The sequence below is a fragment of the Sphingomonas sp. BL-S-25 genome, from assembly GCF_055521555.1.
Window position 1 is genome coordinate 3,705,737 of sequence record NZ_CM145486.1, and the last position, 24,064, is coordinate 3,729,800.

At 67.2% G+C, this 24,064-nt stretch carries 18 protein-coding genes and 1 pseudogene; 10 read left to right on the forward strand and 9 right to left on the reverse strand.

Features of this window, described 5'->3' with window-relative positions; all coding sequences use genetic code 11:
• Positions 1-2: 2 nt before the first annotated feature.
• From ACZ1H8_RS18015 to ACZ1H8_RS18045, 7 genes are all read right to left on the reverse strand, one after another.
• On the reverse strand, positions 3-146 hold the full coding sequence (locus tag ACZ1H8_RS18015) for a hypothetical protein (RefSeq protein ID WP_181402494.1): 144 nt from the start codon (positions 144-146) through the stop codon (positions 3-5).
• Positions 146-1,528, reverse strand: coding sequence for a DUF4178 domain-containing protein (locus ACZ1H8_RS18020; RefSeq protein WP_465178591.1), 1,383 nt, complete (start codon positions 1,526-1,528; stop codon positions 146-148). The genes ACZ1H8_RS18015 and ACZ1H8_RS18020 overlap by 1 nt, the downstream gene beginning before the upstream one ends.
• A 7-nt stretch (positions 1,529-1,535) precedes the next feature.
• Positions 1,536-2,210 (reverse strand): DUF4178 domain-containing protein, encoded by a 675-nt coding sequence (locus ACZ1H8_RS18025; RefSeq protein WP_465178592.1) that lies wholly within the window; start codon positions 2,208-2,210, stop codon positions 1,536-1,538.
• Positions 2,211-2,214: 4 nt separating this feature from the next.
• Positions 2,215-3,216 (reverse strand): SPFH domain-containing protein, encoded by a 1,002-nt coding sequence (locus ACZ1H8_RS18030; protein ID WP_110156161.1) that lies wholly within the window; start codon positions 3,214-3,216, stop codon positions 2,215-2,217.
• A 77-nt stretch (positions 3,217-3,293) separates the two neighbouring features.
• Positions 3,294-4,544 carry an adenosylmethionine--8-amino-7-oxononanoate transaminase gene (locus ACZ1H8_RS18035; RefSeq protein ID WP_465178593.1) on the reverse strand — a complete coding sequence of 417 codons (1,251 nt, stop codon included), beginning with the start codon at positions 4,542-4,544 and terminating at the stop codon, positions 3,294-3,296.
• Complete coding sequence (gene bioD / locus ACZ1H8_RS18040; RefSeq protein ID WP_465178594.1) at positions 4,541-5,164, reverse strand: dethiobiotin synthase; 624 nt, start codon at positions 5,162-5,164, stop codon at positions 4,541-4,543. Before bioD ends, ACZ1H8_RS18035 begins: the two co-directional genes overlap by 4 nt.
• Entirely contained in the window at positions 5,161-6,285 is a 1,125-nt protein-coding gene (locus tag ACZ1H8_RS18045) for an 8-amino-7-oxononanoate synthase (RefSeq protein WP_465178595.1), read from the reverse strand. Before ACZ1H8_RS18045 ends, bioD begins: the two co-directional genes overlap by 4 nt.
• 392 nt (positions 6,286-6,677) lie before the next feature.
• Between ACZ1H8_RS18045 and ACZ1H8_RS18050 the strand changes: the two are divergent.
• From ACZ1H8_RS18050 to ACZ1H8_RS18075, 6 genes and pseudogenes are all read left to right on the forward strand, one after another.
• Positions 6,678-7,991 (forward strand): annotated as a pseudogene (locus ACZ1H8_RS18050) (MFS transporter); the annotation flags it as partial.
• A gap of 250 nt (positions 7,992-8,241) precedes the next feature.
• Positions 8,242-9,690: a glucuronate isomerase gene (gene uxaC / locus ACZ1H8_RS18055; protein ID WP_465178596.1), complete on the forward strand. Its 1,449-nt coding sequence runs from the start codon at positions 8,242-8,244 to the stop codon at positions 9,688-9,690.
• Between the two features lie 20 nt (positions 9,691-9,710).
• Entirely contained in the window at positions 9,711-10,553 is an 843-nt protein-coding gene (gene kduI / locus ACZ1H8_RS18060; protein WP_465178597.1) for a 5-dehydro-4-deoxy-D-glucuronate isomerase, read from the forward strand.
• Positions 10,554-10,689: 136 nt separating this feature from the next.
• Complete coding sequence (gene kduD / locus ACZ1H8_RS18065; protein WP_465178598.1) at positions 10,690-11,445, forward strand: 2-dehydro-3-deoxy-D-gluconate 5-dehydrogenase KduD; 756 nt, start codon at positions 10,690-10,692, stop codon at positions 11,443-11,445.
• Positions 11,442-12,443, forward strand: a complete 1,002-nt coding sequence (locus ACZ1H8_RS18070; RefSeq protein WP_465178599.1) for a PfkB family carbohydrate kinase — start codon at positions 11,442-11,444, stop codon at positions 12,441-12,443. The genes kduD and ACZ1H8_RS18070 overlap by 4 nt, the downstream gene beginning before the upstream one ends.
• Before the next feature lie 46 nt (positions 12,444-12,489).
• On the forward strand, positions 12,490-14,058 hold the full coding sequence (locus ACZ1H8_RS18075; RefSeq protein ID WP_465178600.1) for a carboxylesterase/lipase family protein: 1,569 nt from the start codon (positions 12,490-12,492) through the stop codon (positions 14,056-14,058).
• Between the two features lie 254 nt (positions 14,059-14,312).
• On the opposite strand, the gene ACZ1H8_RS18080 is transcribed toward ACZ1H8_RS18075, so the two are convergent.
• Both ACZ1H8_RS18080 and ACZ1H8_RS18085 read right to left on the reverse strand, forming a co-directional pair.
• Positions 14,313-14,666 carry a cupin domain-containing protein gene (locus ACZ1H8_RS18080; protein WP_465181418.1) on the reverse strand — a complete coding sequence of 118 codons (354 nt, stop codon included), beginning with the start codon at positions 14,664-14,666 and terminating at the stop codon, positions 14,313-14,315.
• Between the two features lie 80 nt (positions 14,667-14,746).
• The gene (locus ACZ1H8_RS18085; protein ID WP_465178601.1) at positions 14,747-16,099 is read right to left on the reverse strand and encodes a pectate lyase family protein; all 1,353 of its coding nucleotides are present in this window, start codon (positions 16,097-16,099) and stop codon (positions 14,747-14,749) included.
• A gap of 156 nt (positions 16,100-16,255) precedes the next feature.
• On the opposite strand from ACZ1H8_RS18085, the gene ACZ1H8_RS18090 reads away from it, so the two are divergent.
• The 4 genes from ACZ1H8_RS18090 to ACZ1H8_RS18105 all read left to right on the forward strand — a co-directional run bounded on the left by ACZ1H8_RS18090 (position 16,256) and on the right by ACZ1H8_RS18105 (position 24,047).
• Positions 16,256-17,287 (forward strand): LacI family DNA-binding transcriptional regulator, encoded by a 1,032-nt coding sequence (locus ACZ1H8_RS18090; RefSeq protein WP_110156150.1) that lies wholly within the window; start codon positions 16,256-16,258, stop codon positions 17,285-17,287.
• A gap of 307 nt (positions 17,288-17,594) precedes the next feature.
• Entirely contained in the window at positions 17,595-20,903 is a 3,309-nt protein-coding gene (locus ACZ1H8_RS18095; protein ID WP_465178602.1) for a TonB-dependent receptor domain-containing protein, read from the forward strand.
• Positions 20,904-20,967: 64 nt separating this feature from the next.
• Positions 20,968-22,299, forward strand: coding sequence for a pectate lyase (locus ACZ1H8_RS18100; RefSeq protein WP_465178603.1), 1,332 nt, complete (start codon positions 20,968-20,970; stop codon positions 22,297-22,299).
• 86 nt (positions 22,300-22,385) lie between these two features.
• Positions 22,386-24,047 (forward strand): ABC transporter ATP-binding protein, encoded by a 1,662-nt coding sequence (locus ACZ1H8_RS18105; RefSeq protein WP_465178604.1) that lies wholly within the window; start codon positions 22,386-22,388, stop codon positions 24,045-24,047.
• The last annotated feature ends 17 nt before the right edge of the window (positions 24,048-24,064 follow it).

Below are 24,064 nucleotides of genomic sequence, written 5' to 3' on the forward strand. Positions count from 1 at the left end.
CCTTATTTGTGCGTTGGACCGTAATAGCCCCGCGCGGCGCCGGCACGGCCGGCGTCGGCAAAGGGCGAATAGGCGAAGATGCCTGAGGTGAGGTAGAGGCCGATCACGGCGACGCACCACAGCAGATAGACGAACATCTTGCCCATCAATCATCATCCTCGTCATCGCCGCCGGCGAAATCGCTCTGCGACCGGCGCGAGCTCTCGAAGCTGAGGTGGCGCAGCGCCACCCAGATCAGCGGTATGCCGATCAGCAACAGGGCGATGATGAAATTGCCGAAGAACAGCGCGCCCTGGGACACCCGCACCCGCAATTGCGGGTCGGCGGCGCTGGCCATCCACCCGCCATCGTCGCTGCCGCGCGAATCCCATGAGCCGATGCCGGTGACGCTGAGCGACACGCCATTGCGAGCATTGGGATCTGTCCAGCGATTGCCCTTATACTCGACCACCAGGTCGTACGTGCCCGCCGGCACGCTGGCGACCGAGACCTCCTTGTCGCGCGATCCCTCGCTCCACGATCCGTCCGAGTCGCGACCCGAATAGCGTTCGGCGGCGCCATAGGCCTGATAGCTTTGCTGGGTGGCGCGGTTGACCAGGCGATAGTCCAGATCGACCCAGCCATTTTCGAGTGCCGGGACGTCGGCGCGGATCTCGACCTTCTGATAGGGGCGATTGAGCGTGATGGGGCCAATCGTGCTGCTCGCCTCCGCCCCGGTGCGCGGAATGGACAGCGTCTGGTCCACCAGTTCGCGCGAGCCGCCGAATATCGTCATCGCCAAGAACAGGCCGACGATCGCCGCCAGCGCGACCTTCCACCCGCGCTTCAGCCAGGCGCGGTGCGGGGAGGGCTGGTGCGGCAGCGGCGGCCAGATGCGCTTGGGCGGCGTCACGCCGAACGCCTTCATCTCGTCCGGTTCGAGCCATTCCGACAGCGTCCAGCTGATTTCATGCGCGTTCTTCTCGCGCGACAGCATGAAGCCCGGGCGCGCCCAGTCATCGGTGCTGACCGTCTCGCCCTTTGCGACGCGCCAGTAGAATTCGCCCAGCACATAATCGACCTGGGCGGTGCCGCTGGCGAAGAACGGCTCGTAGGATTCGCCATCGATCTGGATGGTGCCCGAACTGCCGCTGGGCGCGTCGGTGCGCATTTCGCCCAGGCTCCAGCTGCCACGGTTGGCGATCAGCCAGCGATAGCCGCGATAGGGGTTGAAGAGCAGATATTCTTCCCACCCATAGGCGCCGCGTTCGGACCGACGCAGATAGCCGACGACTTCCCATTCGATCCCGCGCAGTGTGGCACGGGTGCCCAGCGGGATGGCGAGTTCGGCGCGGGCACGGTGATCCTCGACCAGCAGCTTGACCGTCGGGTTGGTCACGTCGAGCAGCGAGCCGCAATATTCGCAGCCGACCGTCACCGAGAAGCCGGCGGCGCGCAGCTTCACGCTGCCGCCGCAGGACGGGCAGGTCAGCACCGTCGCGCTGGGCGAGGGTTCGAGGCGCGGGCCGGCCGGCTGCGCGTCGCTCACGGGCGTTTCAGGCTGCATAGTCGGGCAGCGTCCAGCCTTCGAAGCGGCGCAGGCCGCGGAATTTCAATTCCTCCAGGCTGACATAGCGGCCGCGATAATAGCTGGTTCCCGCCTCGTCGCGCTGGATGCTGGCGAAGCCGCCGTCGCGCCCCCGGAGGTCGACGCTGTACAATTTCCATCCCGGCCGCGGGGTGAACGGCAACTCGCCCTCTGCCGACAGGCAGATTACATCGCGGGCGTCGACGACCGTCATCCGCTCCTTGTCGATCTGGATCTCGGCGCCGGGCCGCGCATCGCGGCCCTCGGCGATCATCTGGATCTGGCGGCTGCGCACGCTGGCCAGCTCACGCTCCTGCATCAGCATGAACTGGCCCATCGCATCGCCCAGCCAGGCGGTCTTGCCGTTGCCGGCCAGCAGCAGCCATTCGTTCCACGCCCCGTCCGTCCAGCCCCAGCGAATGCGGCCGACCGTCTCGAAGCCATGGTCGCCCAGCTGCCCCCGCGCGCCGATCTGGAGCGGGCTCATGTCGAACGGCAGCGGCGACGACTGGCCGACGACCTGGACGCCCGCATCGCTGCGCACGAGCAGCGATCGGCAATAGTCGCACACCCGCGACGGCAGGCTAGCGGAGCGGAACACGACTTCCGCACCGCAATTGGGGCAGGGAATGGTCAGGCTCATGGGGTCAGCGAATGCGGCCCATCAGCTCGGCCTTCTTGGCGTCGAACTCCTCCTGGGTGATTGCCCCGGCAGTCATCAGCTTGTGCAGCTTCTCGATCTGCGCGAACGCATCCTCCTGCGGCGCGGCCGGAGCCGCCGGCTGGGGCGCGGCCGCGCCGCCGATCCCGCCCGCCATGCTCTGGCCGATCGCCATGCCGGCCGCGGCGCCCGCGCCGATTCCGGCGACGCCGCCCGACTGGGCAGCGGCGGTCTCGATCGCCTCGGCGCTCTGGAAGCGGACGAACTGGTCGAGATTGCCCACGACGCGCATCGAGCTTGCCTTGTCGAGCATCGCCTGGACCTCTTCGGGCAGCGACAGGCTCTCGACATAGAAGCTGGTGCACGACAGGCCCCATTGCGCGAAGGCGGGCTGGACCGCAGCCATCAGCTTTTCGGACAATCTAGTCTGGTCGGCCGCCAGGTCGATAAAGGCCGTGTCGCCGCCGCCCAGCGCCGTGGCGATCGCGGTCGAGATGGCGCCGCGCAGCTGCGGTTCGATATCGTCGACGCGCAGCTTGTCGAGCGTGCCCATCATCTTGACCGCGAAGGTCGGCACATCCTCGATCCGGAAGGAATAGCTGCCGAAGGCGCGGATGCGCAGCGCGCCATATTCGCGGTCGCGTACCGTGATCGGCTGGGCGGTGCCCCATTTCAGGCCCGCCTGCTCCTTCTGGGTGTAGAAATAGATATCGGCCTTGAACGGCGAGGCGAAGCCCTTGTCCCAGTTGCGCAGCGCGGTGAGCAGCGGGAGGTTGGCGGTCTCCAGCGTATAGAGGCCGGGGCGGAACGCGTCGGCCATCACGCCTTCATTATAGAAAAACGCGATCTGTCCCGCGCGCACGGTCAGCTGCGCGCCGTTCTTGATCTCGCGGTTATCCATTGCGTAGCGCAGCGCCAGCTCACCGGGCTTTTCCTGCCAGTCAATGACTTCGACGAACTGCTTCGAAAGAAAATCGAGAATGCCCATCCGGTCCTCCGTTACGGTTGAAAGGATAATGGCATCATGCCCGTCGCGAAATGGAAATCGTAATGAACAGCGTCGATTTAATTCGGGCTGGCCTGAATCGCGCAGGCTTCGGCGATGGCCGCGTAGATGCGATCGAGGTCGGCATCGTCGATGCAATAGGGTGGCATGACATAGACGGTGTTGCCCAGCGGTCGCAGCAGCAGGTCGCGGTTGCGGAAAAAGGCAAGCAGGCGCGGGCCGAGATCGGACAAATAGCGGCCCTGATCGTCCGCCAGCTCCATCGCGGTCACCGTGCCGATCTGCCGCGCATTGCGGACGCCTTCGAGCGCTGACAGGCGCGCCGCCTGACGCTCGGCCAGTGCCGTGATCCGCTCGAGCACCGGCTCGTCGCGCCAGATCGCCAGATTGGCATTGGCCGCGGCGCAGGCGATCGGATTGGCGGTGTAGCTGGACGAATGAAAGAACATCCGTGCGCGGTCCTGCGACAGATGCGCGTCATAGATCGCCTCACGCGCCATCGTCACCGCCAGCGGCAGGCTGCCCCCGGTCAGCCCCTTGGACAGACACAGCAGGTCGGGGACGACGCCCGCCTGTTCGCAGGCCAGCAGCGTGCCGGTGCGGCCCCATCCGGTCATCACCTCATCGGCGATGAACAGCACGTCGTGGCGCGCGCAGATCGCCGCCATCTCGGCCATGACCCGGGGCGAATAGATCAGCATTCCGCCCGCGCCGAGCAGCAGCGGCTCGACGATGAAGGCGGCCGGCGCCTCGCGGCACGCCGCCTCCAGCGCGTCGAGCGTCGCCTGTTCTGTGCCGGCGACCGGGAAGGGCAGGGTGCCGACATCGAACAGCAGCGGGCCATAGGGCTGGTTGAACACGCCGCGCTCGCCGACCGACATCGCGCCGATCGTGTCGCCATGATAGCTGTGCTGCATCACCAGGATGCGGTGGCGCGCCTCACCGCGATTGGCCCAGTAGCCGAGCGCCATTTTCAGCGCGACCTCGACGCTGGTCGATCCCGAGTCCGAATAGAAGACCCGGGTCAGCTCGGGCGGCATGATCGCGGTCAGGGCGCGCGCGAGATCCTCGGCGGGCTGATGCGTCCAGCCGGCGAAGATGATCTGGTCCATCCGCGCCGCCTGATCGGCGATCGCGGCCATGATCCTGGGATGGGCATGGCCATGCGTCGTCACCCACCAGGAGGAGATCCCGTCGACGATCCGGCGGCCGTCCGCGGTATACAGCGCGGCACCTTCTGCGCGCTCGACCAGCGGGATCGGCTCGTTGAGGCCATGCTGGGTAAAGGGGTGCCAGACCGGCGAACTCATGCGAAATCCCCGAGGTCGAAGCCGGCGGCGAAGGCTGCGGCCAGCGACGGTGCGTCGAGCGTGGCAAGCCGCGGCAGGCGGCCGAGCCGGCGGACCCCGCCGATCCGGGCGATGGTCGCCTCGCTATGTTCGACCGCGTCGCCGATGAAGGCGATGCCGTGGATCGGCACGCCGCGCGAGCGCAGCGCCTCGATCGAGAGCAGGCTGTGATTGATCGTGCCCAATGCGGTCCGCGCCACAAGGATCACCGGATGCTGCCAGCGTGCGAACAGGTCGGCATAGAGCAGGTCGTGGGTTACCGGCACCAGCGCGCCGCCGGCACCCTCGACGATTAGCGGCCCGTCCACCTGCGGCGGCACCAGCCGATCCGGGTCGATCACGACGCCGTCGATCTCCGCCGCCAGATCGGGCGAGCAAGGGGTGACCAAGCGATAGGCCTCGGGCAGGATGCGCGCCGGATCGACGCCCAGCGCCGCCACCGCGCCGCTGTCGCCGCCCTGGTCGGTGCCCGCCTGGATCGGCTTCCAGTAGAATGCGCCGAGCGCAGCCGTGAGCCCGGCGGCGAACACCGTCTTGCCGACATCGGTATCGGTGCCGGTGACGACGAAGGTGCGGCTCATGCCAGCGTCTCCCGAAGCGTGTCCGCCAGACGCGCGATATCCTGCGCGGTAACGTTGAGGGTGAGCGACAGCCGGAGCCGCGCGGTTCCCGGCGGAACCGTCGGCGGGCGGATGCCGCGCACGTCGAACCCGGCGGCCTGCACCGCGGCGGCGACCGTCATCGTCCGGCGGTCGTCGCCCAGGATCAGCGGCAGGATCTGCGAGCCGGCCGGGGCGACGCCGCGCGGCGCCAGCAGCGCCTCGGCTTCGGCGATCAGCGCGTGCAGCGCCTCGCGCCGCTGCGGCTCGTCGGCCAGGATGCGCAGGCTCTCGCGCACCGCGCTCGCCATCAGCGGCGACGGCGCCGTCGAGAAGATGAAGCCCCGCCCGCGATTGACCAAGAAGTCGCGCACCACCGCCGCGCCGGTGACCAGCGCGCCCTCGCATCCCAGCGCCTTGCCGCAGGTGCGCAAGCTGACGACATGCTCCTGCCCGTCGAGTGCATGGGCCAGGCCGCGGCCATCGGGCCCGAACACGCCGGTGGCATGAGCCTCGTCGATCAGAAGCATCGCTTCGTGCCGTCGCGCCACCTCGGCCAGCGCGTCGAGCGGGGCGCGGTCGCCGTCCATCGAATAGAGGCTCTCGACCGCGATCCAGGGGCGCCCCGTCCCGCCCGCATCGCGCCAGCCACGAATCGCATCGTCGAATGCCTGGGCATCATTATGTGCGGCGGCTACGCGCTCGGCACGGCCCAGTCGCATCCCTTCATGCGCGCTGGCGTGGATCAGTGCGTCGTGCACCACCAGGTCGCCACGCTGCGGCAGGGTGGCGAGCAGTGCGGCGTTGGCGGCGAAGCCGCTGGAGAACCACAAGGCAGCCTCGGTCCCGAAGAAAATAGCCGCCTCCGCCTCGAGCGCCTCATGCTCCTCGTGATTGCCGCGCAGCAGGCGTGATCCGCCCGACCCGATCGGCACGCCGCGATCGATCGCCGCGCGTACCGCCGCGGCAAGGCGCGGATCGCCGGCAAGCGCCAGATAGTCGTTCGAGGCAAAGTCGAGCCCGGCGCGGGGTGAAAGCGAGCGGCGGCGGCCCTGCTCGGTCAGCAGGGCAAGATCGGCATGGAGCGGGGCAAGGCGAGTCACGGCGTGGCCCCTAGCGCCAAAGCCGCGCGCTGACGAATGCCGCGTTGACGCGCTCGGCTGACACCGGTAGCACAGGCGAGCCTATCGGCGCATCCCCGTGGGGAAAAGAGCCGAAGGCCGGGTAGAGCGATTCGAAAGGCCGGCACTCTTGGGTTCCCTCGATTGGACGGTAGCGCTAACAATCCGTGGCGTCGCGTCGGCCGGACGGCCGACTGACATACGCGCGACGCGATGCTGCGCCAGGATCGGGCATGGCCCCGATCGCGGACATGCCCGGCACATGGGCAACGGATTTCGACTGGCGCCATGGCCGGCGTCGCCCCGGGGCCAAACGGGCCGGGGAGACACGGTCGGGCGGCGGAACGGGCAAAAGGACGAGGAAGGAGAGGGGTATGGCGAGTAACGGTGAGGCGACGATCGCCGCGACCGTCGAACGCATGGGCCGCTATCGCTGGATGGTGGTCGCGCTGCTCTTCGCGGCGACGGCGATCAACTATATCGATCGGCAGATGATCGGGCTGCTGAAGCCCACGATGATGGACGATCCCTCGCTCCACATGGACGAGCGGACCTATGCCGACATCGTCGTCTGGTTCCAGGTCGCCTATGCCATCGGCTATATCGGCTTCGGCAAGGTCGTCGACGTGGTTGGCGCACGCTTCGGCTATGCCGTGGCGGTGGTCATCTGGACGATCGCGCATATCGCCCATGGCGGCGCGTACAGCGTCACCCAGTTCGCGCTCGCCCGCTTCGGCCTGGGCATCGGCGAATCCGGAAACTTTCCCGCCGGCGTGAAGTCGGTCGCCCAGTGGTTCCCCCAGAAGGAACGCGCCTTCGCCATCGGCCTGTTCAACGCCGGTGCGAATGTCGGCGCGATCCTGACGCCGCTGATCGTCTATGTGATGATCTCCCAGCTCCATATGAGCTGGCGCACCGTGTTCGTCGCCACCGGCATCTTCGGCGTGCTGTGGCTGATCGCCTGGCTGGCCATCTATCGCGACGATCCCGCCAAGCACCCGCGCGTCGGCGCCGAGGAACTGGCCTATATCAACCAGGATCCGGCCGATCCCGACGTCAAGACGCCGGGCCTGTGGCTGAAGCTGCTGGCCACGCGTGAGACCTGGGCATTCGCGCTCGGCAAGTTCTTCATCGACCCGATCTGGTGGTTCTACCTGTTCTGGCTGCCGGGCTTCCTCGGTACGCAATACGGCGTCGACCTCAAGACCTGGACCACGCCGACCGCGGTGCTCGCGCTGGGCGCCATCTACCTGATCTCCGACGTCGGCAGCATCGCCGGCGGCTGGCTGTCGGGGCGGCTGATGAAGGCCGGGATGGACGTCAATCGCGCGCGCAAGATCACGATGTTCGTCTGCGCGCTGTTCGTGCTGCCGGTCGTGTTCGCCACCTCGGTGCCGAACCTGTGGGTCAGCGTCGTCATCATCGGCATCGCCGCCGCGGCGCATCAGGGCTTTTCGGCGAATCTCTATGCGGTTCCGTCAGACACCTTCCCGCGGTTCGCGGTGGGTGCGGTGATCGGCATCGGCGGCACCGCCGGTGCGATCGGCGGCGCGATCATGTCGAAATATGCGGGCGACGTGCTCGACCGGCTGGGCACCTATACCCCGTTGTTCGTGGTTGCGGGCGCCGCATATTTCCTCGCGGTCCTGTCGGTCCATCTGCTGGCGCCGCGGCTCGAGCGTGTCGAGAGGTTCCGCAGCTCGACGCCCTGGGCGGTGATCATCGCCTCGATCTCCGGGCTGATCGCGGTGATCATCTTCCTCGCCACCGGCAAGCGCGCGCCGGGCAGCGAGTGTATCCCGGTGTGGATGGGCCCGACATCGCCCTGCCTGTCCGACGGCACCTATTACGGCCTGCTGATCGCCTTTGCCGGAGTCGCAGTGCTGGGTATCCTCGCGAACGTCATGTTCCGCGAAAAGCAAGCGTAAGGAAGTTCGAATGTCCAGGCCATTGAAGCTCGATCCCGACCGGCTTCTCCCCGCGGAAGAGCGCACGCGCAGCATCGCGCGCGAGCTCTACCGCGAGGTGGCCGGGCTGCCGATCATCAGCCCGCACGGGCACACCGATCCGACCTGGTTCTCGACCAACGAGAACTGGTCGAATGCGGCCGAACTGCTGCTGGCGCCCGACCATTATCTCTATCGCATGCTCTATTCGCAGGGCATCGCGCTGGCGGACCTGGGCGTGCCCGACAAGAATGGCGTGCCCGCCCATGACCCGCGCAAGGCGTGGCGGATCCTGGCCGAGAATATCCACCTGTTCCGCGGCACCCCGTCCAGCATGTGGCTCAGCCATGTGTTCGGCGAGGTGTTCGGGTTCGACGTCGCGCTCGATGCCTCGACCGCCGACCTCTATTACGACCGGATCAACGAGCAACTGGCCAGCGACGCGTTCAAGCCGCGCGCGCTGTTCGACCGGTTCAACATCGGTTTCCTTGCCACGACCGAGGGGCCACAGGACGATCTGTCCCCGCACCATGCGATCCAGGCCAGCGGCTGGCAGGGCCGGGTGGTCACCACCTATCGCCCCGACGCGGTGATCGATGTCGAGCATGAGCAGTTCGGCGACGCGATGCGCGTCTTCGCCGAGAAGACCGGCGAGGACGTCTATAGCTGGGACGGCTATCTGGCCGCGCACCGCAAGCGTCGCGCGGAGTTCCGCGCGGCGGGCGCGACCGCGACCGATCACGGCCATGTCACCGCGCAGACCGCGAACCTGACGCATGACGAGGCCGAGCGGCTGTTCCGCACGATCCTGTCGGACCGCTGGACCCCGCAGGACGCCGAGCTGTTCCGCGCGCAGATGCTGACCGAGATGGCGGCGATGAGCGTCGAGGACGGCATGGTCATGCAGATCCATCCGGGCAGCTTCCGCAACCATAATGGCGGCCTGTTCGCCAGCCATGGGCGCGACAAGGGCGCCGATATCCCGATGCGCACCGACTATGTCTCGGCGCTCAAGCCGTTGCTCGACCGGTTCGGCACCTCGACCGAGCTGTCGGTGATCCTCTTCACGCTCGACGAGAGCAGCTATGCGCGCGAACTGGCGCCGCTGGCGGGTCATTATCCCTGCCTGAAGCTCGGCCCCAGCTGGTGGTTCCACGACAGCCCGGAGGGGATGCGCCGCTTCCGCGAGATGACGACCGAGACCGCCGGCTTCTACAACACCGTCGGCTTCAACGACGATACCCGCGCTTTCCTGTCGATACCGTCGCGCCACGACGTCGCGCGCCGCATCGATTGCGGCTTCCTCGCCCGGCTGGTGGCGGAGGGCCGCATGCTCGACTGGGAAGCGGCGGAACTCGCCTACGACCTTACCAACGGGCTGGTGCGCAAGGCGTACAAGCTCGACCAACCCGCCCCCGCGCCCGTCGCGGCGGCAGCCTGACCTTCCAATCGGAGCAGACCATGTTCGACCGTACCTATTATGCAACGCATCCCGACATGATGGAGTGCGTTTCCAATGACGAGCTGCGCGACCGCTATCTGATCTCGGACCTGTTCCGCGAGGGTGAGTGCGTGCTCAACTACACCCATGCCGACCGCTTCGTGATCGGCGGCGTGCTGGTCGGTGCGACCCCGGTCGCGCTTCCGGCGCAGACCGAGCCTGCGTCCGCGGCCGGCCACCCGTTCCTCGAGCGTCGCGAGCTTGCGGTCGTCAATGTCGGCAAGGCCGAAGGCACCGTCACTGTCGACGGAGAAGTCTTCACGCTCGGCAACAAGGACTGCGTCTATGTGACGATGGGCGCCAAGGACGTGCAGTTCTCGGGCGAGGGCGCACGTTTCTACCTGGCGTCGTGCCCGGCGCATAAGGGCTTCCAGACGCGCAAGCTGTCGATTGCCGACGCCAACGCGCTGGATCGCGGCAGCCTGGAGGAATCGAACGAGCGCACGATCTTCCAGCTCGTCATCCCCGGCGTGTGCGACAGCGCCCAGCTGGTCATGGGCCTGACGGTGCTGAAGCCGGGTTCGGTTTGGAACACGATGCCGCCGCACATCCATGAGCGCCGCAGCGAGATCTATTTCTACTTCGAGCTCGACGATCTCGAGAAGGACCGCGTGTTCCACTACATGGGCGAGGGCGAGGCGACCCGCCACATCGTCATGGCCAATGAGGAAGCGGTGATCAGCCCGCCCTGGTCGATCCATATGGGCTCGGGCACCAAGTCCTACGCCTTCATCTGGGCGATGGCCGGCGAGAACCAGGACTATACCGACATGAACGTGCTGGACATCTGCCAGCTGGCGTAAATCTCCTGCTCCCCCTCCCGCGCGCGGGAGGGGGCCGGGGGGTGGGCTCCCGGCCGATACGAGCGCTATCGTTACCGGATAGCGGGGGCCCACCCCCCGACCCCCTCCCGCAGGCGGGAGGGGGAGAGGATGTGGAATGACCAACCCCTTCGATCTCACCGGCCGCGTCGCGGTCGTCACCGGCGCCAATACCGGCATCGGCCAGGGCATCGCACTGGCGCTCGCCGCGGCGGGTGCCGACATTGCGGCGGTGGGCCGTACCCCGGCCGAGGACACCGTCGAAAAGGCGCGCGCGCTGGGCCGCCGCGCCGAGATCATCTCGGCCGATCTCTCGACCATCGAGCCTGTGGACAGGGTTGTGGACGAGGCTGTGGACAAGTTGGGAAGGCTCGACATCCTGGTCAACAATGCCGGGATCATCCGCCGCAACGACAGCCTCGATTTCACCGAGGAGGATTGGGACGCGGTGGTCGACACCAACCTCAAGTCGGTGTTCTTCCTGTGCCAGGCGGCAGGCCGCCACATGGTGAAGCAGGGCCGCGGCAAGATCATCAACATCGCCTCGATGCTGACCTTCCAGGGCGGCATCCGCGTGCCGAGCTATACCGCGTCCAAGTCGGGCATCGGCGGACTGACCAAGATCCTGGCGAACGAATGGGCGTCGAAGGGGGTCAACGTCAACGCGATCGCGCCTGGCTATATCGCCACCAACAACACCGCGGCGCTCCAGGCCGATGCCGATCGCAACAAGTCGATCCTCGACCGCATCCCCGCCGCGCGCTGGGGCTCGCCCGACGACATGGGCGGGGCGGCGGTGTTCCTCGCTTCGTCCGCATCCGACTATGTCCAGGGCCATGTCCTGGCGGTCGACGGCGGCTGGCTGGCGCGATGACCATCGCCTTTTTCGGGGAGCTGATGCTCCGGCTGTCGCCGCCGGGGCGCGAGCTGCTGCTTCAGACGCCGAAGCTCGAGGTCAATGTCGGCGGGGCCGAGGCGAATGTCGCCACCGGCCTCGCCTGCCTCGGCCATCCGGTCCGCATGATCAGCGCGGTCGCGGACAATCCGCTGGGCGGCGCGGTGACCGGCGAGCTGCGCCGCCGCGGCGTCGACACCTCGACGATCGCGGTCGAGCCTGGCCGGCTGGGTCTCTATTTCCTGACCCCCGGCGCCGGACTGCGCGCGTCGGAAGTCGTCTATGACCGTGCGCATTCGGTATTCGCGCTGCGCGGTGCCGATGCCTGGGACTGGGACGCGGCGCTTGCCGGTGCGACCCGGCTTCACCTGTCGGGCATCACTCCGGCGCTCGGCCCCAATACGGCGGAAGCAGCCATCGCTGCCGCAGAGGCCGCGTCGGACCGCGGCATCCCGGTGTCGTTCGACGGCAATTACCGCGCGAAACTCTGGGAGGCCTGGGACAGCGATCCGCGCGCGGTGCTCAGCCGGCTGATCGGCCATGCCGACGTCCTGTTCGGCAATCACCGCGACATCTCATTGCTGCTCGGCAAGCCCTTTTCGGGAGACGGGTCGGAGCGCCGGCGCGAGGCGGCCGAGGCTGCGTTCGACGCCTTCCCGAAGCTCCAGCTGATCGCCTCGACCGCGCGCCATGTCGACGATGCCGACAGCCACCGGATCGCGGCGCGGATCGACACGCGCGAGGGTGCGCACCAGACCGACGAAGTGCTGGTCGCCGGGATCGTCGATCGGATCGGTGCCGGCGACGCTTTTGCCGCGGGCGTGCTGCACGGCCTGCTGGAATGCGGCGATGCCAAGGCGGCGGCCGAGGCCGGTCTGGCGCTGACCTGCCTCAAGCATTCGCTGCCGGGTGACGCCAGCCTGTTCACCCGCGCCGACCTTGCCGCATTCGGCGAAGGGCTCGACGTTCGCAGATAGGAAAGGGCGGCCTCTCGCCGGTACGCCTGAAGTTCGGGAGAGGATGATGGACGCAGTTTCGCGACGTTCGGTGCTGGCCGGCGGCATTGCCGGCGGGCTGGGCCTGACGCTGGTGCCATCGCGTGCGTTCGCGCAAGGCGCACCGGTAGTGACGGCGCCGAGCGGTATTTTCGAGGGCGACGCGGTCGGCGGCGTCTGGCGCTTTCGCGGCATCCGCTATGGCAATGGCCCGCGCTTCCGCGCGCCGATTGCCTTCGCGACGCCGGGGCTGCGACGGCCGGCACATGACTTCGGACCGGTCTGTCCCCAGCGCGGGCCCTATCGACCGCAGAGCGAAGACTGTCTCTACCTCAATGTCTGGACGCCGGGCGCGCCGTCGCGGGCGCGCAAGCCGGTGATGCTCTACATCCATGGCGGTGCCTATTCGAATGGATCGGTCACCGATCCGCAGAATGACGGTGCGGTGCTGGCGGCGAGCGAGGATGTGGTCGTCGTCACCGTCAACCACCGGCTCAACGCGCTGGGCTATCTCTATCTCGCCCGGCTCGACCCGCGTTTCGCCGACAGCGGCAATGTCGGCCAGCTCGACCTGATCCTCGCGCTGCAATGGGTGCGCGACAATATCGCCGCGTTTGGCGGGGATCCCGGCCGGGTCTTCGTCTTCGGCCAGTCGGGCGGCGGCGCCAAGATCGCGACGATGATGGGCATGCCCGCCGCCAAGGGTCTGTTCCACTCCGCCGCGACGATGAGCGGCCAGCAGGTCACCGCCTCCGGCCCACTCAACGCCACGCGTCGCACCCAGGCCTATCTCGCGAAGCTGGGCGTGCGCGAGAGCGACCTGTCGCCGCTGCTGGACCTGCCGGTCGAGAGACTGGTCGAGGCGCTGGAGGCGACCGACCCGATCCTGGGCGGGGGCGTCTATTTCGGGCCGGTGCTCGACATGAAATGGCTGTCGCGTCACCCCTTCTGGCCCGACGCCAATCCGCAGTCGAACGCGATGCCGATGATCCTGGGCAACACCCGCGACGAGACGCGCGCGTTCATCTCGCCCGATTCTCCGCGGATCAGGGCGCTGAACTGGGACAATCTCGCGGCGACGATGGCGCCCGAATTGCGCATGGACATCCTGCCAGAATGGGTGGTGAGCGAATATCGCCGCCGCTTCCCGCAGGACACGCCTGAGGCAATCTTCTACCGCGCGACCACCGCGGGACGCAGCTGGCCGGGGCAGGTGATCGAGGCCGATGCGCGCGCCGCGGCAGGGGCAAAGGCGACCTGGGTCTATCAGCTCGACTATCAGTCGCCGGTGAAGCCCGAGCGCGGGGCACCACATACCGGCGACATCCCGCTGGTGTTCGGTACGCTGGGCGCGGAAGGATCGATCAGCGGCACCGGGCCCGCGGCGCAGCGCCTCAGCCGCCAGATGATGGCTGCCTTCGCCGCGGTCGCGCGCACCGGCCGCCCGGCGGGGAAAGGCGTGCCAGCCTGGCCCGCCTATACGCTGCCCGGCCGCGCGACGATGGTCTTCGACACCGCGAGCCGCGCGGTCAACGACCCACGCAAATGGGAACGCGAACTGTTCGCCCGCGTGCCCTATATCCAGCCGGGCAGTTGACGAAGGAGTTAAGCAGTTGATCGGGAAATATAATCCTCTCCCGGAGGGAGAGGGGGACCAGCCGCAGGCTGGTGGAGAGGGAGTATACGCGAGCGATGTACTCTAGTTGAGAACAGCCCGATCCGGATTTCCCGATTTAGCCAGCTCTCCAACTCCGTCCAGTCCGCCTGAGGATATCCCCTCTCCACCATGCTTCGCACGGTCCCCCTCTCCCTCCGGAGAGGAGATAAGTAGCTAATCTAAAAAGACTCTGCTCAGTCCTTCGCGGCCGTCACCGGATAGGAAATGATCAGCACCAGCGGTGCGCTGCCGGTCTGGCGGATGCCGACGACCGCGCCGTCATAGAGATAGGCGGCCATGCCGGGCCCCATCTTCCTGGTCACGCCGTCGGAGGTCACGTCGCCTTCGCCCGACAGGACGTAATAGACCTCGTCATGCGCGATCGGGTGCAGGCCGATCGCGGCGCCCGGCGGCAGGATGCGCTTGCGGAACTCCATCGTGCGCGGCTGGGGCGCGGCGTCGCTGATGCGATAGGCCGTGCTGATCCCGATCTTGCCGTGCGGCGTCGGTTCCTGGCGCATCGTGTCGCGCTCGTCGATCACGACCATCGGCGGTGCCTTGGCGGCCGCCGGAGCGGGCGGGGCGTCCTGCACCGGCAGGAACGCCACCGCCAGCGCCAGCAGCGCGCTCACTTGGCGCCCTGACGCATGTCGGCGTCGCGCGGGCTCAGATGCTCCTGGATCGGGCCCTTCTGCCCCGGATAGCGACCCGATTTCGGCTCCATCGTGTCAAGGTTCCACTCGGCCTCGTTGAACGGCGCGAACACCGCCCCGTAAGAGGGATAGGCGCTCACTTCCTTCTCGTCGTTGATCACGAAGCCGCGACCTTCGGCGACGAAGTAAAGCACGCGGATATCGTCGTCGTCGCGGTCCCAGGGGCGGGCGCCCGCAGTGGCGAGCACGCTGGTCTCGACCTGGCCCGACGGAAGCACGGTCATGCCGGCAGTGGACATCATCGGCGCCTGCTTCTCGACAATCTTCGCCCTGGTCTCGCCGTAACGGCCGAACATCGGCAGCTTGTTGCCGTGCAGGTCGACCGCGCGATTGTCGCGGCCATAATAATCGAGATCGCCGTCGCCGCCGATCATCAGGAAGGGCAGGTCCTTGTCGGTGTCGTTGCCGCCGCGCATCACATTGCCGATCGCGGTGATCTGGCCGGTGACATAGGGATGATCGCCCCATTCCAGCGCCATCAGATTATAGTGAACCGCGCGGTGCTTGGGGTTGTAGATCAGGTTGTTCACCATCAGCACCTGCGCGCCGCCCTTCACCAGCGGATGCCGCTCGACATTATGCGCCCACACATTGCGGTAGAAGACGATGCCGGTGGTGTTGTCGTGAACCAGCGACCCCTTGGAATGCTCGCCCTTGGGATGGCTCGAATCGGCCAGCCCCTCGGCCGCCAGATTGTTCGAGAAGGTGACGTTGCGGCTGGTGCCGTTGCGCCAGTCGGCGACGCTGTTGCCGGTGAAGCGCGGGCCGCTGGCCGACATGTTCTCGTCGATCGCCCAGCTGAACGTATTGTGGTCGATGATCACGTTGCGCGCCGCGACGGTCGAGAAGGCGTCGGCTTCCCAGCCGCTGCGCTTGGGCTGGTTGTCTGCACCGGTGCGGACGCGGATGTGGCGGATGATCACGTCGTGCGTGCGGACGTCGATGCCCGTCTTGATCAGCGTGACACCGGGGGAGGGCGCAGTCTGACCCGCGATCGTCAGGAACGGTTCGCGGATCTCGATCGGCTCGCGCTTCATGTCGATGACGCCCGCCACGTCGAACACGACGATTCGCGGACCCTTGGCCTCGACCGCTGCCTTGAATGATCCGGGGCCACTAGGATTCAGGTTGGTCACGCGGATGATCTGGCCGCCGCGCCCGCCGACCGTCTCCGCCGCCGGGCCGACGGCGCCGGGAAATGCGGCCTGCGCCATCGCCGCGCCGGGGACGGCGATCAGGCAGGCCAGAAACAGGGCGATCTTCTTCATCAGGGGCCTCTCCGCTTGGACTGGGTGACCATGTCACCGGTTACCTAAACGGGTATACCCGGCGAAACGCCTCCGCAAGACCCCGATTTTGCGGTGCCGGCTTCTTGTCCGCCGGACAGTCTCGCCTTGTCCCGCGCGACAGTGTAGCGTCGAGCGATGAACAGCATGGGCAAGCCAACCATCAACGATGTCGCGCGTCTGGCGGGCGTCTCGAAAAAGACCGTCAGCCGCGTGATCAACCGGTCGCCGCTGCTGAATGGCGACACAAGGGCGAAGGTCGAGAAGGTCATTGCCGACATCGGCTATGTCCCCAACGTCCAGGCGCGGGCACTGGCGCTCCGCCGCAATTTCCTGGTCGGGCTGATCCACGACAATCCCAATGCCCAGATGGTCATGAACGTCCAGGCCGGCATCCTCGAGGCGATCCGCGATACCGAGTTCGAGCTGATCGTCCGGCCGATCGATCGCGGATCGTCGACGATGCTGGCCGACGTTAAGAATTTCCTCGAGCGCCAGCGCCTCTACGGCGTGCTGATCCTGCCGCCGGTGTCGGAGAATGACATGCTGGCGCAGGTCTGCCAGGAGATTGGCTGCCGCTATGTCCGCATGGGATCGACCACGCTCGACACCCCCGAGCACATGGTCGCGTCGAACGACAGCGAGGTGGTGCGCGAAGCGGTCAACCATCTGATTTCGCTGGGCCATACGCGCATCGGCCTGATCGCCGGGCCGCACGGATTCCGTTCCGCGCGCGAGCGGCGCAAGGGATTCGAGGAGGCGGTCGCTGCCGCCGGGATCAAGCTGCCGCGCAGCCTGATCGCCGATGGCAATTACACGTTCGAGACCGGCCTTGCCGCCGCCGACCGGCTGCTCGACCTGTCGCCGCGGCCGACCGCGATCTTCGCCTCGAACGACGAAATGGCGGCCGCATCGCTCCACGCAGCGCGCCGCCGGGGGATGAACGTGCCCGAGGATCTCAGCATCATCGGGTTCGACGATACTGCGATCGCGTCGCACATCTGGCCGCCGATGACGACGGTTCACTGGCCGATCATCTCGATGGCGCGCTCGGCTGCGCTCAAGCTGCTGGCCGATTTCTTCGGCGACGATCTGGCCAGCGAGGAGCCCTCGCTGTTCCCCTCCACCCTGATCCATCGCGCCTCGGTCGCACCGCCTCGGCGCGATTGACGCGCCCGCGTCGCGGCGCGCCCTGACGGCGGACTGCGGCTATTCTTCGCGCAACATGCAACCGATTTCGCGATGACACCGGTTGACTTGAAATCGACTCCTGCCCACAAAAAGAAGTGAACCAGGCGTTTCGAAGCGCTTGCGTCCTATGCGACCGGAAGAGTCGCGGGGCTGATGGGGGAGGAAAGGGCGGCTCGATCGCCCGGCGCGCACGGTGCGGTGCGCCCAGCTCGACATCCCGTCGGTCATCAAGGACGCAAGCCTTTGCAAGGGCTTGGCGCTGAAAACTGGCCAGGGGAGGCTTGAAATGCTGGATCTCGATCGTGCGGCGCGCTTGCGCCGCGGACTGACTACGCTGCGTGGAACGGCGGCGCTGGGCGCACTGGGAATCGCGATGCTCGCGAACCCGGCTCAGGCGCAGGACGGTGCACCGGTTACCGCCTCGATCGGCGTCGTTCATGGCCAGGACGATGCGCCGGCCCAGGATGTCGAGGGCGGGCAGGGCGACGAGATCGTCGTCACCGGGTTCCGCGCCTCGCTGCAAAGCGCGCTCAACGAGAAGCGTCGCTCCGACCAGATCGTCGACGTGATCACCGCCGAGGATATCGCCGATTTCCCCGACGCCAATCTGGCCGAATCGATACAGCGCCTGCCGGGCATCTCGATCGATCGCGACAATGGCGAGGGGCGCAGCATCACCATTCGCGGCCTTGGCGGCGATTTCCAGATGGTGCGGCTGAACGGCGCCGACGCGCTGAACGTGGCGGGCGGCAACCAGTCGGACGCGGGCGCCAATCGCAGCCGCGGCTTCGACTTCAACACCTTCGCCTCGGAACTTTTCGGCGGGGTGAAGATCACCAAGACCACGGCCGCCGAGAATGACGAGGGCTCGCTCGGCGCGATCATCGACCTGACCACCGGTCGGCCGCTGGCGTACAAGAAGAGCCGCTTCCTGCTGGGCGCCGACGCCGAATATCGCGAGAATGGCGAGACCTGGAACCCGCGCCTGACCGGCCTCGCCTCGGTGCGGGTGACCGACACTTTCGGCGTGCTGGTGTCCGCCGCCTATCAGAAGCAGGACCAGCAGATCGATTCCTATCGCCGCAACATCGGCCAGTTCGAATATGCCTATCGCAATTCGCAGCTGAACGGTGTCACCCCGGCCACCTTCGGCTTCGCCCGCCCGGGCGGCAGCGGACCGACCTTCGGTTCCGATCCTGCCGCCTATGCGCTGATCACGCCGACCACGATCATCCCGGCCTTGCCGTCGATCGGTCGTCAGGAACTGAGCTATGAGCGGTTCGGCGCGACCGCGACTGCCCAGTGGCGGCCCAGCGAGCATACCGAGATCACGCTGGACGGCGTCTTCTCGCGCTATGATCAGGACAGCATTTCCAACTCGATCACCACGATCGGCCTGAACCGCAACGGCACCAACACCCGCGTGACGCAGGGCACGCTGCGGGCGCTGGGCACGACCAACGGCAATGCCGACCGGGTCGCGCTCTATCCGAACTGCGTACCCAGCGCGACGATCGACTGCGACGGACTGCTCAGCGGCAATGCAGTGCTGCCCGGGTTCCTCAACAGCTTGAACCCGAACAACCTCAACCCCTATGATTATTACAACAATCCGCGCTCGCCGGGTTACGTGCCGACCGCAAACAGCACCGGCTTCTACAACGAGCTGATCGGCCGCCCGAACACCAAGATCCGCGCCGCCCATGTCAACGCCGCCGGCCAGGCCGATTATCTGGCGCTCGACGATGTCGACTGGCGCAGCACGTCGGACGCGCAGTTCGGCCGCACCGAGTTCAAGCAGGCGACGCTGAACCTGCGCCAGGACCTGGCGGCGGGACTGGTGTTCGACGGCACGCTCGGCTGGTCCAAATCCGAATTCCGGGCGACCGGCCTGCTCGCCGAGTTCAATGCGATGGACCGCGACGGCTATGTCTTCGACGATCGCGGCGGCGACAAGATGCCGGTCTTCACCCCCGGCTTCGACGTTGCCGATCCGGGCAGCTGGTCGCTGGTGAAGGGCCTGTCGACGATCCGCTACTTCAACACGCGCGTCGATAATGAATTCCGCGTCGCCCGGGGCAATTTCACCTTCGAAGCGCTGCCCGAGATGACGATCAAGTTCGGCGGCACCTACAAGGAATTCGCCTTCGAAAGCGATCAGGGCCGCCGCGCCCAGGATATCGAGGCAATCAACCCGACGCTGGTCGAGGCGGGCATCCCGATCACCGCGCTGGGCCAGACGATCAATTTCGGCCAGGGGCTGAACGTCACGCCCGGTACGCCGACCAGCTTCTACGCGCCCGATCTCAACCGTTTCATCGAACAGTTCGGGATCAACTGTAACTGCGTCAACAAATGGGGTGACTATCGCGCCGTCGCCGACGGGCGTCAGCGCAACTCGGTCAGCGAGCGCGATGTCTCGGGCTATTTCCAGGTCGATTTCCGGCTCGACCTGTTCGGCCGCCCGTTGCGCGGCAATGCCGGCCTGCGCGTCGCCAACACCCGCGTCACCGGACAGGGCAATGTCGGCGGCACCGACGGGGTGCTCGGCATCCCGGTCACCGCGCGGCATGACTATTGGGACTGGCTGCCGGCGACCAACATCAACTGGGAGCCGATGGAGAATTTCATCGTCCGCTTCGCCGCGTCGCAGACGATCTCGCGACCGCAGCTGGCCAGCCTGACGCCAGGCACCACCTCGTTCGCTAGCGGCCTCAACGCCTCGGGCGCGGCGCCGGCGGTGACGGTGGGCAATCCCTATCTCAGCCCGTTCCGCGCGACCAATTTCGACCTCAGCTTCGAACGCTATTTCCGCAACAACGGGCTGGTCGCGATCACGCTGTTCCACAAGACGCTCGACAGCTTCCCGCAGCAGATTGCGGGCGAGGCGCCGCTGTCGTCGGTGTTCGAGCCGGCCATCTACAACCAGATCGTCGAGTCGATGACCAGCCCGACGCTGAAGGCCTATACCCAGGCCGGCGGCACTTGGGCGATCCGCCAGTTCCAGGACGCGCCGGGCGGCACGATCAAGGGTGTAGAGGTCAATCTCCAGACCGATTTCTGGTTCCTGCCGGCGCCGTTCGACAAGTTCGGCGTGACCGCCAACTACACCCATATCGAATCGAGCCTGAGCTACCTGACGGGCACGACGCTCTCCACGACCCAGACCGGGACCGCATCGACCGCGGTGAACACCTTCGCCGAGGGGCCGTTCCTCAACACCTCGCCGGACTCGTTCAACGCGACGCTCTATTATGAGGACAGCGTATTCTCGGCGCGCGTGTCGGGCGCCTATCGCACCCGCTACGTCAACCGCTTCCCGCTGGCGACGGGCACGTGCAGCGTCGGCACCACCACCAATGCGGGGGCGGCCTGCAACTCGCCGGTGCTGGCGGACTTCGGCTATAACGAGAATACGCTGAACATCGACGCGGCGATCGCCTTCAGCGTGACGCCCTTTGCGAAACTGACGCTCGAGGGTCGCAACCTGACCAACGAGACCCAGTATCGCACCATGTACTCTGCCAATCCGGTGACCCAGACCTATGCCAGCACCGGCCGGGTCATCACCGTCGGCGCCCGGCTGATCTTCTGATCTTGTCCGGGGCGGTGCGGTCTCGACCGTGCCGCCCCGCTTCCTCCGACAAAGGGTGACACGCATGCACCGTCCCGCGCTGATCGCGCTTGCCCTGACCGCCGCGGGCCCGGCGCTGGCACAATCCGTGACGCTTGCCTTTCCCGGTGCCGAGGGGGCGGGCGCCCACGCACTCGGCGGGCGCGGCGGGCGCGTCTTCACCGTCACCACGCTCGCCGACAGCGGCACGGGAAGTCTGCGCGAGGCGGTGGAGGCCAAGGGGCCGCGGACGATCGTCTTCGCGGTCGCCGGCACGATCCGCCTCGCCAAGCCGCTCAAGATCGTCGAGCCGCGCATCACCATCGCCGGTCAGACTGCGCCGGGCGGCGGCATCACGCTGCGCGACCAGCCGCTGCTGGTCGCCGCCGACGATGTCGTGATCCGCTTCATCCGCGCCCGTCTGGGCGACGTATCGCATGTCGAAAGCGACGCGGTGTCGGTCGTGGCCGGGCGGCGCATCATCCTCGATCATGTCTCGGCCAGCTGGTCGGTCGACGAGACGCTGTCGGTCGGCGCTCCGGGCAAGGATCCCGAACGCGTGGTTCGCGACGTCACGGTGCAATGGTCGATCATCGGCGAATCGCTCAACCGGTCGGGCCATGCCAAGGGCGCGCACGGCTATGGCTCGCTGCTGCGGTCGGGGTTCGGCGCGCGGATCAGCTTCCACCACAATCTCTGGGCGCACCACCGCGCGCGCATGCCGCGTCCGGGCAATTACAATGATCCCGATATCGATCCGGAAGGTGCGGTCTTCGATATCCGCGCCAATGTCTTCTACAATTGGGCGGGTAGTCATGCGGGCTACAATGCCGACAAGGTCAGCCGCTCGACCTATAATTTCGTCGGCAACCTTTATGTCCGAGGCCCCGCCAGCAAGGGTGGAATCGCCTTTGACGAGGCCAGCGCCGGCGGGCGCGGCTGGTTCGCGGGCAACCGGATGGACGGCCAGCTGCCGACCGATCCCTGGAGCCTCGTCACCGGCCTGACCGGGCCAGAGAACCGCCTGACCGCCCCGGCCGAGGCGCCGCCGGTCGCCGAAGATGCGTCGGCGTTCGAGCGCGTCCTTGCCTCTGCCGGCGCGTCGCTGTGGCGAGACTCCGTGGACACGCGCATCGTCGAGAGCGTGCGGTCGCGCGGCGGCGCGCTGATCGACAGCCAGGCGCAGGTCGGCGGCTGGCCCGATCTGCCGGCGGGTGAGGCGGCGAAGGACAGCGACGGCGACGGCATGCCCGACGCCTGGGAACGCGCCAACGGCCTCAACCCCCGCGACCCAGCCGATGGCGCCGCCGATCGCGACCGCGACGGCTTCACCAATCTCGAGGACTGGCTGGCCGAGGCGGCGGCGGGGAAGCGCTAGGCAGGGTCGCGGCGCACCGCTAAGCCGGGGCGATGGGCAGGGGCGTGATTTCCAGAATAGCCGAGTTGCGGCGCGCGGTCGGCGGCATGACCGGGGCGTTCGCGCGCTATGCCGGCTGGCGCGGCGTTCGCGCCGGCCTGCTGGTCGCGGCAGGCGCGGTGCTCGACGGTGCCGGACTGTTGCTGCTCGTTCCGATCATCGGCGTGGTGGTCGAGGGCGGCTCGGGCGTCATCTCCTCGACGCTGCGTGAGGTCGGGCTGACGACGCCGGTTCAGCAACTGGCCGCGCTGATCTCCGCCTTCGTGCTGCTGAGCGCGCTGCGCGCCGTCACCCTCTACACCCGCGACATGGCGATCGGCCGGCTTCAGACCGGCTTCATCGAATCCGAACGCAATCGCGCGATGCAGGCGCTGGCCCAGGCGTCGTGGAGCCAGGTCGTCGGCCTGCGCCATGCCCGCGTCACCAACCTGATCACGACCGAGATCCAGCGGCTGAGTTCCGCCTCCTATTTCATGGTCCAGGGCGTGGTGCTGGGGGCGATGCTGGTGATCCAGGCGGCGATCGCCTTCACGCTGGCGCCAGGTCTCGCGGCCGTCGCGATCGTCCTGCTATGCATCGGCGGGCTGGTATTCCTGGCGACGCAGGATCGCACGCGAGAGATCGGATCGCGGCTGGTCGGTGCCGGCCAGGCGATGATGGCCAACGCCGCCGGCTTCCTTTCCGGGCTGAAGACCGCGGCCGCCCAGAACGCCCAGGCAAGCTTCGTCGCCGAGTTCGAGACGATCCAGCGCGAGATCCGCGGCAACCAGCTCGAATTCCAGCGCCGTCAGGCACGCGGGCGGCTGATCTTCGCGATTGTTTCCAGCCTGCTGGGGGCCGGCGTGGTGCTGATCGGCTTCGGCTGGATGCAGGTCACGCCGGCGATCCTCATCACCCTCGTCCTCGTCTTTGGGCGGATGAGCGGCCCGGCGATGCAGCTCTATCAGGCCGGCCAGCAATTCGTTTTCGCGCTTCCCAGTTTCGAGGCGGTCCGCGCGATGGAGGCGGAATTCCGTCGCGGCGCCGATGGCCAGCCCGATCCGGTCGAGCCTCCCGCTGGACCGATCATGCTGGATGCCGCCACCTATCGCCATCCGGGCGGCCGCGGCGTCAGCGATGCGACGCTCACGCTCGATCCCGGCAGCTTCATCGGCGTGGCCGGCCCGTCGGGGGCGGGCAAGACGACGCTGATCGACCTGATCGTCGGCCTGCTGACGCCGCAATCGGGCGAAGTTCGCGTCGGCGGTGTCGCGCTGGAGGGCGGTTACCGGTCGGGCTGGGGCACACGCATCGCCTATGTCTCGCAGGAAGGCTTCCTGTTCCATGACACGATCCGCCGCAACCTCACCTGGGCGACGCCCGAGGTCAGCGATACCGAGATCGCCGCCGCGCTTGAACTGGCAGGTGCGACCGAGATCGTCGCGCGGCTCGAACAGGGTCTGGACACGGTGGTGGGCGAGCGCGGCACGCTGATGTCCGGCGGCGAGCGCCAGCGCATCGGGCTGGCCCGCGCGCTGCTCCGCAAGCCGCGGCTGCTGGTGCTCGACGAGGCGGCGAACGCGATCGACGCGCCGGCCGAGGCGGCATTGCTCACCCGGCTCAAGGCGCTCGATCCGCGCCCGACCATCCTGATGATCTCGCACCGTGAAGAGAGCCTGGCCTGGTGCGATCGGGTGATCCGGGTCGAGGATGGCAAGGTGCTTGGCTGATGCTCGCCCGCTCTGCT

Excerpts from the sequence above, each read along its gene's own strand:
- ACZ1H8_RS18015 (WP_181402494.1), bottom strand. The coding sequence starts at position 146 with ATGGGCAAGATGTTCGTCTATCTGCTGTGGTGCGTCGCCGTGATCGGC.
- ACZ1H8_RS18025 (WP_465178592.1), bottom strand. The coding sequence starts at position 2,210 with ATGAGCCTGACCATTCCCTGCCCCAATTGCGGTGCGGAAGTCGTGTTC.
- ACZ1H8_RS18030 (WP_110156161.1), bottom strand. The coding sequence starts at position 3,216 with ATGGGCATTCTCGATTTTCTTTCGAAGCAGTTCGTCGAAGTCATTGAC.
- ACZ1H8_RS18035 (WP_465178593.1), bottom strand. The coding sequence starts at position 4,544 with ATGAGTTCGCCGGTCTGGCACCCCTTTACCCAGCATGGCCTCAACGAG.
- bioD (WP_465178594.1), bottom strand. The coding sequence starts at position 5,164 with ATGAGCCGCACCTTCGTCGTCACCGGCACCGATACCGATGTCGGCAAG.
- uxaC (WP_465178596.1), top strand. The coding sequence starts at position 8,242 with ATGTCCAGGCCATTGAAGCTCGATCCCGACCGGCTTCTCCCCGCGGAA.
- kduI (WP_465178597.1), top strand. The coding sequence starts at position 9,711 with ATGTTCGACCGTACCTATTATGCAACGCATCCCGACATGATGGAGTGC.
- kduD (WP_465178598.1), top strand. The coding sequence starts at position 10,690 with ATGACCAACCCCTTCGATCTCACCGGCCGCGTCGCGGTCGTCACCGGC.
- ACZ1H8_RS18070 (WP_465178599.1), top strand. The coding sequence starts at position 11,442 with ATGACCATCGCCTTTTTCGGGGAGCTGATGCTCCGGCTGTCGCCGCCG.
- ACZ1H8_RS18075 (WP_465178600.1), top strand. The coding sequence starts at position 12,490 with ATGGACGCAGTTTCGCGACGTTCGGTGCTGGCCGGCGGCATTGCCGGC.
- ACZ1H8_RS18080 (WP_465181418.1), bottom strand. The coding sequence starts at position 14,666 with ATGGTCGTGATCGACGAGCGCGACACGATGCGCCAGGAACCGACGCCG.
- ACZ1H8_RS18085 (WP_465178601.1), bottom strand. The coding sequence starts at position 16,099 with ATGAAGAAGATCGCCCTGTTTCTGGCCTGCCTGATCGCCGTCCCCGGC.
- ACZ1H8_RS18090 (WP_110156150.1), top strand. The coding sequence starts at position 16,256 with ATGAACAGCATGGGCAAGCCAACCATCAACGATGTCGCGCGTCTGGCG.
- ACZ1H8_RS18095 (WP_465178602.1), top strand. The coding sequence starts at position 17,595 with ATGCTGGATCTCGATCGTGCGGCGCGCTTGCGCCGCGGACTGACTACG.
- ACZ1H8_RS18100 (WP_465178603.1), top strand. The coding sequence starts at position 20,968 with ATGCACCGTCCCGCGCTGATCGCGCTTGCCCTGACCGCCGCGGGCCCG.
- ACZ1H8_RS18105 (WP_465178604.1), top strand. The coding sequence starts at position 22,386 with ATGACCGGGGCGTTCGCGCGCTATGCCGGCTGGCGCGGCGTTCGCGCC.